Annotated in this window: 8 protein-coding genes; 2 read left to right on the forward strand and 6 right to left on the reverse strand. The window is 26.9% G+C overall.

The window, feature by feature from the left end; translation table 11 throughout:
- Nucleotides 1-545: 545 nt before the first annotated feature.
- The 3 genes from KQY27_RS01195 to KQY27_RS01205 all read right to left on the reverse strand — a co-directional run bounded on the left by KQY27_RS01195 (nt 546) and on the right by KQY27_RS01205 (nt 5,481).
- The gene (locus KQY27_RS01195) at nt 546-1,673 is read right to left on the reverse strand and encodes a potassium transporter TrkG (RefSeq protein WP_255596578.1); all 1,128 of its coding nucleotides are present in this window, start codon (nt 1,671-1,673) and stop codon (nt 546-548) included.
- A gap of 4 nt (nt 1,674-1,677) precedes the next feature.
- Nucleotides 1,678-2,001, reverse strand: a complete 324-nt coding sequence (locus KQY27_RS01200; protein ID WP_224424753.1) for a hypothetical protein — start codon at nt 1,999-2,001, stop codon at nt 1,678-1,680.
- A 498-nt stretch (nt 2,002-2,499) separates the two neighbouring features.
- Nucleotides 2,500-5,481, reverse strand: a complete 2,982-nt coding sequence (locus tag KQY27_RS01205) for a right-handed parallel beta-helix repeat-containing protein (RefSeq protein ID WP_224424754.1) — start codon at nt 5,479-5,481, stop codon at nt 2,500-2,502.
- Nucleotides 5,482-6,374: 893 nt separating this feature from the next.
- On the opposite strand from KQY27_RS01205, the gene KQY27_RS01210 reads away from it, so the two are divergent.
- Together KQY27_RS01210 and KQY27_RS01215 are read left to right on the forward strand one after the other, a co-directional pair.
- A complete protein-coding gene (locus KQY27_RS01210) occupies nt 6,375-6,620 on the forward strand; it encodes a helix-turn-helix transcriptional regulator (RefSeq protein ID WP_224424755.1) in 246 nt (81 codons plus the stop codon).
- Nucleotides 6,621-6,656: 36 nt separating this feature from the next.
- Nucleotides 6,657-6,848, forward strand: coding sequence for a hypothetical protein (locus KQY27_RS01215; protein WP_224424756.1), 192 nt, complete (start codon nt 6,657-6,659; stop codon nt 6,846-6,848).
- A gap of 60 nt (nt 6,849-6,908) precedes the next feature.
- Here the strand turns inward: KQY27_RS01215 and KQY27_RS09200 are convergent, their stop codons facing one another.
- The 3 genes from KQY27_RS09200 to KQY27_RS01230 form a co-directional block, all read right to left on the reverse strand.
- Nucleotides 6,909-7,085, reverse strand: coding sequence for a hypothetical protein (locus KQY27_RS09200; protein ID WP_255596579.1), 177 nt, complete (start codon nt 7,083-7,085; stop codon nt 6,909-6,911).
- 772 nt (nt 7,086-7,857) lie between these two features.
- Nucleotides 7,858-8,559: an NTP transferase domain-containing protein gene (locus KQY27_RS01225; protein WP_224424757.1), complete on the reverse strand. Its 702-nt coding sequence runs from the start codon at nt 8,557-8,559 to the stop codon at nt 7,858-7,860.
- A 505-nt stretch (nt 8,560-9,064) separates the two neighbouring features.
- Nucleotides 9,065-11,215, reverse strand: coding sequence for an Ig-like domain-containing protein (locus KQY27_RS01230; RefSeq protein WP_224424758.1), 2,151 nt, complete (start codon nt 11,213-11,215; stop codon nt 9,065-9,067).
- Nucleotides 11,216-11,282: the final 67 nt, after the last annotated feature.

Consider the following 11,282-nt stretch of genomic DNA (forward strand, 5'->3'; position numbering starts at 1 on the left):
AACTAATTTTATAAATAAATTATAATTTTTTATTATAAATATATGATTAAACACACATTCACCCCAAATAATTATTTAAATCCGTATTTAATATTTTTCTAGCATAATACATATCACAATTAATTCTATTTATTATATTATAAGACTTCATTTCATAAATTATACAAAAAATATTATAATTATAATGTCCTCATATGATGACATATGTTAATATATGACGACATCATATATAAATGTTTACTATCCACAAAAACATATAATTAAATCACACCTATTATTGTTAATTATTCATTAAATAAAATTAAATATAAAACATTATTTTTAATATTTCCAATATATAAAAATAATTTTATATCTATTAAAAATTTTTCATAATATATAAAATATAACTAACTTATAAAAACAGTACCATTATAAATATTATAAAAAAATAAATTATTAATCTCATACTATTTTACTAATCTATGAAATTTAGGGTTCATAATCCCCCCTCCAACCCTATTGCAATAATTGATAATTAAAATTTATTCATTTTCTAAATAGTATTAGTATAGAGTTTTTTTAGGAATAGCTCCTTTAAATATCTCTATGATACATCTCAATAAAATTAGTACAGGTATTATTTCTAAACGACCTGTCCACATATTAAATATAGTTATTAATTTAGCCATAATTGGCATTGCCGGACTCATTATTCCCGTAGTGATTCCTACTCCACTTTCAGCAGAAACTATATCAACTAAAGAATTCATTGCATCATAATCATAGGATACAAGAACAAGCCAACCAATTAAAACAAAGACCAGATAAAGTGAAATGTATGTGCTTGCTTCTCTAATTGATGATTCTTTTAATTGTTTATCAAATATTTTCACATTTACTATTCTACCTCCAGGCGAAATGATATTAATTATGTCTTTGTTAATTCCTTTTAAAATAGTAATAATTCTGATAATTTTAACACCCCCCGCAGTAGAACCAGCAGCACCCCCAATTAACATCACAACCACCAAAATTATTTTTATAAAACCTGGCCAAGCACCTATTTCTGTAGAACTACTAATATTCGCCCCAGTTGTAGTTATGCCTGAAACAACATGATATAAAACATCCATAGGAATTATACGTGTAACCGCTACAGCCACAATTGTTGCAAGAATTATAATAATAACCATAGATATAAATTGAATATCCCTAAGAAAAGATCCCCCTTTGCTTTTAATTATTTTATAGTGAGTTAAGAAACTCGTAGCCCCCATAATCATCATTAACATAGAAATAATATAAAAAATATCATTATTATAATAACCCATATTTGCATTTTTAATAGACATTCCACCAGTACCTAATGCAGTGAAAGTATTATTTACAGCATCAAATATAGGCATTCCTGCCATTACAAACAAAATTATCCCAATCATAGTATAAATTAGATATATCTGAACAATTTTTTTTAAGGTATTAACCACACTAGGTTTGATTTTTTCCTCCCTAGCTTCTGATTTATAAAAACGAAAAGCAGGCGTTCCAGAATGGATTAAAACACCAATCATTATAATTACAATTCCTAAACCACCCACCCATTGTTCTAAGCTTCTAAGAAATAATATTGATTTAGGTAAAATCTCCACATTACCAAAAAATGTAAACCCAGTTCCAGTCCACGCAGACATATTTTCAAAAAAAAACATTGATAAATGAAACATCTAAATTAACATACATTACCAAAGCACCAAGAAATGTTGCCCAAAGCCAAGCTAAAGATGAAACTATCATAGCATGCTTTAATCCAACTTTACTATCTTTAACCTTAATTTTTGTAAACAGTGACCCAATAACTAACGTTACCAAAGAAGCTATTATAAACCCAAAATAGCAAGAATTCTCTTGATAAATTAAAGCAACAAATATCGGCAATAAAATAACTATTCCCAAACCTTGCATTATTCTCCCATGATAATTAGCCACAACATAAATATCATTTTTAGTAACATACCTCATTAATATTCATAAGACTTCATAACATATAAACCTAACACATAACATCTTTTTCATAAAAAAAACCCCTCTTTTCATTCAAAACCAAAAAAACACATTTTCATAACTACAAATATAAATTAATTTCTTTTTTATATGCTTAGTAGTGTTATTGATATTAGGTGTATTTTATAGCTACTGAAAAATACTCAATCAATTCATATTTACATTAAGTGATATAAAAATAACGTATTGAGGGAAAAATAAACAAAAAATCATAGACTAATATCATAAAAAAAATAATATGAGTAATGCTTATTCTATACTGGTATAAAAATAATAAAGTAAGGTTGAAATTTATAATAGATGTTCTAATTTAGAGATAAATTTGTAAATAATATATTCTAAAAATTATTAGAATAAAAAATATATTTATATTTTTTTAGTATGAAATATCTTTTTCAAAAAAGTATAAAAAAGGGATAAAAAATAAATAGAAAAATATCCCTTTAAAATTAATTATTATTTTCTTTTTCTAGTGTAAAAGAGTCCTAAGCTACTTAATAGTACTAATAATATTGTTATTATTGGCATTCCTGTTTCTTTCATAGCAGCAATAGTCGCTGCTGCTGGATTTTTATTAGTTTTATTAGTATAATTGATGGGTTCTGGTGGTTTTGGTGTGTCATTAACAGTAGTAAAGATTGTACTGTTAGTAAAATCGTAGTAAAAATCATTACCTTCCCAGTTAACTATAACATTGATTTTTCCAACAGTTAATGGAGTATAAGGTAAACTCCAACTACCATCAAGATTTGTAGTTACAGTGAAAGTCTTACCACCAACAGTTATAGTGAGTTCAACACCACCAACATGATTACCAAACTCATCAGATAAAACACCAGTAATAGTAATCTCTTTTCCTACAGGAACATTATTTGAGACAACAATAGTAGAATTAACATTAGCTTTCACTACAGTGATATTCTCAGTAATATTAGTCTCATTATTACTATTATTCTGATCAGAAGTTACATTAACATTATTAGATATAGTAACAGGACCATTACTTGCATTTGTATTAACTTTAACAGTAAGAACAAGATTAACTGTCTCTCCGTTGTTTAAAGTACCAATAGACCATATACCAGTTGTTGGATTATATGTTCCATGACCAGAATGACTTACATAAATCAAACTAGTAGGCAAAATCTCATTAACAACAACATTCGTTGCATTATTTGGACCACTGTTAGCTACAGTAATAGTATACCTTATAGTTTGACCATTCTTAACATTATCTGTAACATTAGCTACTTTATTAACAGTTAAGTTAACAGCTTTATCTATATCTAATGCACCATTAAGTAATTGTATGTCATATCCTTTATATCCAGCGTAGTCGCCTGAAACAGGAACAATACTATTAATATTTACAGTATAATTTATACTAGCATTTCCTTCAATAGAAATCACATTACCAATAAATGTACTATTGACATAATAGCTAATATTCTGTCCTGTGACTGTATTGTTCATATCATCAGTCAAAGTAGCAAACAAAGTAATAATTTCACTGTTGAACACAATTTTAGTCTCATTATTAATATAAATAAGGTTTAAAACACCCATATTACCCATATTATAAATCTCACTTCCACCATTAACACTAGTATTCATATTATCCTCCATAATATTATTAGAAACTAACATACTAGCATTGTTAAAAATACCACCACCATAACCTGCACTATTATCCATGAAAGTAACGTTGACCACAGAAGAATTAGTGCCATAATTATAGATAGCACCACCTATATTAGTTGCATTATTACTAACAAAAGTAGAGTTATTCACAGTGAAATTAGAACCATAATTATAGATAGCACCACCACCAGATGCCTTATTACCTGTGAAAGTAGAATTATCAACGATAAATTTAATACCCCCAGCATTATTGTAGACAGCACCACCATAAGAATTTGCATCATTACTAAAAAAAGTAGAATTACTCACAATAAGATTAATACCATCGTTATTGAATATAGCACCACCATAAGTCGCATTATTACTATCGAAAGTAGAATTACTTACAGTAACATTAGTAGAACCACCTATAATCATAATTGCTCCACCATAAGCTGCAGTATTATTAGTAAAAGTACTATTACTTATTATGGAGTTATTACCACATTCGTTGTAGAAAGCTCCACCATAATCAGCGGCAGTATTATTAATGAATGTGCAATTATCTAATTTTAAATTATCGCTAAAATAATTATCGACAGCACCTCCATTATTAGCTGCAGTATTATTAGTAAAAATACTGTTAGTTATTATAGGATTAATATCATTAGTCTTGATAGCACCACCATAATTAGCTGTATTATTAATGAAAATACTATTAGTTACATTCAAATTTTCACCAGAAGCACGGACAGCACCACCCTCCTCAGTTGCAGCGTTATTAGTAAAAGTACAGTTAGCTACTGTTAAATTATCAGCACCCTGAGCACCACTAAAAATAGCACCACCACTATCGCCAACAACATTATTAGTAAAAGTACAAGTAATTACTGTTAAATCACCACCAGCATTATTGAAGACAGCACCACCATTAAAAGGAGCTTTGTTATTAGTAAAATTACAGTTAGCTACTGTTAAATTATGAGCATAATAATTGTAAATAGCACCACCATCACCCCAATTGCTATTAACTGTGTTATTAATGAAAATACAATTAGTTACTGAAGAATTATTACCATAGTAGTTACGGAAAGCTCCACCACCACCAACTGCAGTATTATTAATAAAAGTACAATTGGTTACTTTTAAATTATTACAATAGTCATTGCTGATAGCTCCACCAGACTTATTAATTGCAACATTACTAATGAAAGTACAATTAGTTACTGAAGAATCATTACCTAGATTGTATATAGCACCACCATAATGAGCTGCATTATTACCACTAAAAGTACAATTGTTTATACTTAAGTTAGCACCAACATTGTAGATTGCTCCCCCCAAACTATTAACTGTGGTTGTGTTTGTTATTGTGTTGTTTGTGAATGTACAGTTTATGAATGTCATTGTTGTGCCAGCATAGTTGTTGTAGATTGCTCCTCCAGGATTATTGTTAATATATCCATTTGTAAATGTTATATTGATGAATGTTATATTGGCGTTATTGCCTATTGTGAATATTCTTGATAGTTTTTGTGCATCGAGTATTACTTTGTCTTTGGTTTTTCCTTGAATTGTTATATTTTTGTTAATTGTCATGTTAGTATTGTTGTTGCCTTTATAGGTTCCTTCATCAAGGATTATAGTATCTCCATTACCTGAGCTGTTGAGTGCACTACTTATTCCACCAGAAGTAGAATTATTGATATTTGTAGTAGCTGCAAATCCCGCTTGCAAACTAACCGCAGCAAGTAAAAGGATAGCTACTGCAAATAAAATATGCACTAAAGATTTTTTATTTTTTAAAATTATATTCACCTCCCCCATTTTGGGTTAAAAATATTATATATAAAGAATAATGGATAAAAAAATGATAAAAAACAAACTAAAAAATTATTATTATACGAGGCAGATACGTGTATAAAATTCTTCATAATATACTTTCATTACATTTTTACCCATTTATCTTTTAATTTTTGATTAATAAAAAATAATAATAATATAATAAAAAATTCTCTCAAATATTTATAAATTCATTATATATTAATTATTAAAAAAAATATTTACTCAAAATATAATAAATCGTGATAAAACTTTTCTAATTTTTATTAATCAAAAGAAAATTACTTCGAAAATTATAAATTAATAAATTTACAATAATTTTCAAATAATCTTCTTCTCATTAATAAAAAAATAGGATAACCCATAAAAACAAACAATATTATAATTTATATACTATATATTCACCCCAAATAATTATTTAAATCTTGTATTTAATGATTTTTAGTATAATTCATATCCCATTAATTGTTTTCTTATAATGATTTTTTGTAATTTATAAATTAAAAAATAAATTTATATGACATAATAAAATAACAAAAAACATATATAAATGTCGTTGCATGGCGACATATGTTAATATATCACGACATCATATATAAATATTTTGGAAAAAATTATAAAAAAACAGAATCTTTAAAAAAAATTAAAAAGACATATTATTATACTACTTTAATCCCATAAATATCAAAATATTCCAATACAAAAATATTTTCACAACATTTATAAAAGACATAATAACATATTATTAAATAGCGCAAAATACTATTTTATTAATACTAACCAAAATTTAATAACAAATAGTACTATAAAAATAAACCTACTAAAGAAACACCGCAACAAAGCTTATTTTAAAGATAATACTGGTTAATATGAAAAATAAAATTAGGTATTACCGCCAAGAAATGAAAATTACCCAAAAAGAATTAGGAAAGATATTAGGCGTATCTAGACAAACAATCTCAGCTTTAGAAAATAATAAGTTCAACCCAACTATTCTCATGGCCCATAAACTCACAATACTCTTTAATTGCAAAATAGAAGACCTTTTTACTTTCGATGAAAAATACAAATATGACTCCGATAAAAAAACTTTAGAAGAAATCACAGAAGAATAACTAAACAAACACCAAAAAATATTAAGGAGAAAAAAAATGATATTAAAAATCTTTAAAGACTCAATTTCATATACACTAAAAAATAAAAAAAAACTTCTTAAAACTAAGCCTACTTGGAATCTTTTCTTTCCTAATAATCCCACTAATAGCCATCCACAGATATTCATACAGAACATCCCAAATAGGAATAAACAGAATGATATCATATGGAGACGAGCCCATACCTAATTTTAAAAATATAAAAAAACTTCTAATACAAGGACTAAAAATCCTCTTAATTAAATTCATTTATGCCATAACAAGCATAATAATCACAACATACATATTAATAAACTGGAAAATTATTGAAATAGCATCATTCAACACATTCCCAGATTTTAAACTTATACTAAATCTCGGACTTAAAGAAATAGGCATTTTCACAACCATATTGATTCTAACATATCTATTCACATCAATAGCCATCCCCAATATGATAGCCAACAATGGAAAAATATCCGAAGCCTCCAATATAAAAAAATACTCCAAGTCATAAAAAACGTAGGAATCACAAACTACCTAATATTTACAATATTATCAATTACTTTAATAATAACTACCACCATAATCATTTTCCTTTTAAGCCAATTCATAAACACCATAATAACCACCATAATCTAAGCTTAAATACCCTCCCCCAATTAGGACATTTAATCAGCTACCTAAACATCTTCATGTTCCTAGGACTATTCCTAATACTCGGCATCACCTCCATAACCATTAACCAAAGCAGAACCATAACCTTCATGTGCGAATAAAACACTTCCCACTTTTTAAATAAACAAATCTTACTAATATAAAAAAAACAACCAATTAACAAAACACCCACAAAAAAAACAAAAAATGCCCATTATAAACAATTAATATTTTAAAAAACCCACCAAAATGGTATAAATAACTCAACTTCCCAAAAATTTACTTCGTTTAAATTAAGTTAACAAGCAAGATTAAAAAAATAGGCAAAAAATAAAAAAAAATAGAGAGTGTTTTCCTAATAAAAAAAATAAAAAGTATTAAAAAATAGAGCTATGAAATTTTAACTATAAAAAAAACGATACAACTTTAACTTTCTTAAATAATAAAAAATAAGCCTATTCTGTACTTTATGATCATATTATTTGAATTTTATATTTCTAATTATATTATTTAAAAAATAAATCATATAATTAACTTATCTATTATCCAAATCTTTTTATTTCTATTTATTATTTAAACTATTTAAAACAAAATTATAATCATCATAATTATTAATATTTATTAATTCTAAATCATTTTCTTCTTTTACACCATAGAAACAAAAGCCATCTGCAAACATATTTCTAAGGATTGGATTTAAATTATCATCTTCCCCATGAATGTAGTTTGAAATTTGTTGATGATTAGCTACAAAAGGCATACCAAGGCCTTCAGCTGTATCTAATATACCTGTATTTCTTCTTCTAAGAATAGAAATAGTTTTTTTAGGGCCAATGGTTTTTGAATTAGAATTATTAGCTTTATTTATAACGTCAATGATATTATTATAAGTTTTAGTACTTACAGTAGGTTGATCACTAGCTACACATAGAACAAAATCATTTGTACAATTATTCAAACCATTAAGAAGAGAAGTAGAAAGACCTACATTAATATCTTTATTTTCAACAATTTTGATTCTACTATCAGAAATATTACTAACAACTTCTTTAATCTCATCAGCAAAATGACCAAGTACTACAATACATTCATCAACTTTTGCAGATAATACATTATTAATAGTTGTTTCAATAACAGTTTTTTCACTACCCTCAGTTGGAAAAGGAAGTAATAGTTTATTTTTGATATTTATTCCTTTCTGAATTTGACTCTTTTCCATACGAGAATTTCGACCAGCAGCTGTTATAACACATGAAACTAACATAAAATCCACATCGAACATTTTTAATAATTATTTCTAAGAAAAAATCCAAATAAAACATTTTAATAACTATTTTTTTATTTAGAATATCATTATATAAATTTCTTAATCATATTACTTATATTTATACCATATTATTGTAAAATTTAACTAAATAAATAAAATTAAATGAAATTAAATTAGAAATCTTAAATAATATATTAATATAAATAATCCTTAAATTAAGAATATTGAGAATGTAAAAATGAATCATAAAGAGTAAATAATAAAATAAAGAAAATATAATACTTAATATATGATAATAATATTAAATTAATAAATAATTTTTCATTTAGTATTAAAAAGTGGACTAAATGACTATTTTTTAAAAATAATAAAATGTTATTATTGAACATATGAGATATTTATAAAATATCAAAAAATTATATAAAAAAAAAGTATAAAAATTATATAAAAAATAAATAAAAGAGGATATAAATATTAAAATTATATCCCAAAATTTAATTATCTATTTTCTTCTTTTAAAAGATATCAATCCGAAAATAGCTAATATTGCAATTAAAACTTGTACAACAGGCATCCCAGTACTTTTCATTTCTGCTTTATTAATAGTATATGCTTTTGGATTATTATTAGGATTATTATTAGAAATGTCTATACTAGCACTAGAAGGGGCAAATTGATTATCGCCTAAAAAAGATGCTTTTAAAGTACCAGTTGGCCCATCATATTCAAATATAATTTGACCATACTGATTAGTCACACCAACCTTAATAACTTTACCCTTCATATGAACATAGATGGTCTTACCTTCAAGGAAGTTTCCATTTTCATCAGTCAAAGTTACTATAACCTTATTACCCTCTTTTTGGATTGAAATTTTTGTTAGTACTTTTGAAACTTTTGTTTGGCTACTAGCACTACTTGGAAGATACATTTCATTACCTGCAAATTTGCTTGTAATAGTGTATGTTCCTGTTTTAGTGTATTTGTAGTTGAATTTAGCTATTCCATTTGCATCAGTTTTAGCAGACCCCACTTTTTCACCATTAATATAAAAGTCGACTGTAGCGTTAGCTATTGGGTTTCCATCGTTATCAGTTAATTTACTTACCAATGTTACTGTATCTCCAACTTTAACTTCTTTTGGCACATTAATACTAATACTAGTAGGCATTGGTACTAATAATTCACCATTATTAACCAAAATAGTGTAATTTTCATGTCCTGCATAATCACCAGTTACCGGAATAACAGATCCAGGTCCTTGAGTAACTAAATAAGTAGTGTTAGCCTTACCTTCAATAGAAGTCACATTAGCTACAAAAACACCATCAACATAAAAACTTATATCCTGACCAGTAACAGTATTACCCATATCATCAGTCAAAGTAGCATAAACAGTCACATTAGAACCTTTACTAACCTTAACAGTAGAATTACCAAGATAAGTCAAATTCAAAACACCAATAGAACCATTATTATAAATCATCTGACCCAAAACACTAGCAACATTACCAGACATAACATTACCAGAAACAGACATATTACCTTGGTTGAAGATTCCACCACCAAAATTGATTGCACTATTACCTATGAAATTAGAATTAAACAGAGAAATAACACCTTCATTGGAGATTGCACCACCACACTGTTTTGCACTATTACCTATGAAATTAGAGTCCGAAACTGTTGAATTAACACCATTATTGTGAATTGCTCCTCCATTAGTACATGCTGTATTATTGGTAAAAGTAGAATAATATACATTTATAGTGCATTGGCTAAAGACTGCACCACCATAAAAAAGCGCATTATTATCTTCAAAAGTAGATTTAATTATGCTAATATTGCCATTAATAGGTTGGACGTAGATGGCACCACCATTTGAAGTATTTGCATTATTATTAATAAAAGTAGATCCAGAAATTGTTGAATTAAAAGCATTGATTGTGATTGCACCACCAATTCGAGCAGTATTATTAATAAAAGTTGAATTAGAAACATTCATATTATTACCAGCAGTATATATTGCACCACCAAAAGTCGAAGCATTATTATTAATAAAAGTTGAGTCAACAATATTCATATTATCGCCTCGATTGTGGATTGCACCACCATGATTATTGAATATTATATTGTTAGTGAATGTACAATTAGTTATGGACAAATTATGACCTTGATTGTAAATTGCACCGCCATCATTCTGTGCTGAGTTGTTTATGAATGAACAGTTAATGAATGACATTTTAGTATTAGCAAAGTTGTTGTATATTGCACCACCATTACTTCCAGTTGCATTTGTATTTATGAATGTTATGTTTATGAAAGTCACATTTGTGTTATTACCTATAACAAATATTCTGCTGAGTCTTTGTGCGTCGAGGATTACTTTGTCTTTGGTTTTTCCTTGAATTGTAATGTTTTTGTTTATTGTCATATTGGTATTATTGTTGCCTGTGTATGTTCCGTCATCAAGTTCTATTGTATCTCCATCAGCTGAACTGTTGAGTGCACCACTTATTCCACCAGAAGTAGAATTATTAATATTTGTAGTAGCTGCAAATCCCGCTTGCAAACTAACCGCAGCAAGTAAAAGGATAGCTACTGCAAATAAAATATGCACTAAAGATTTTTTATTTTTTAAAATTATATTCACCTCCCCCATTTTTATGGGTTAAAAATATTATATTTTATGATAAAAGAATAATGGATAAAAAAAATAA

It is taken from the genome of Methanobrevibacter sp. TMH8 (assembly GCF_020148105.1).
In the GTDB taxonomy this organism is placed as follows: Archaea; Methanobacteriota; Methanobacteria; order Methanobacteriales; family Methanobacteriaceae; genus Methanobinarius.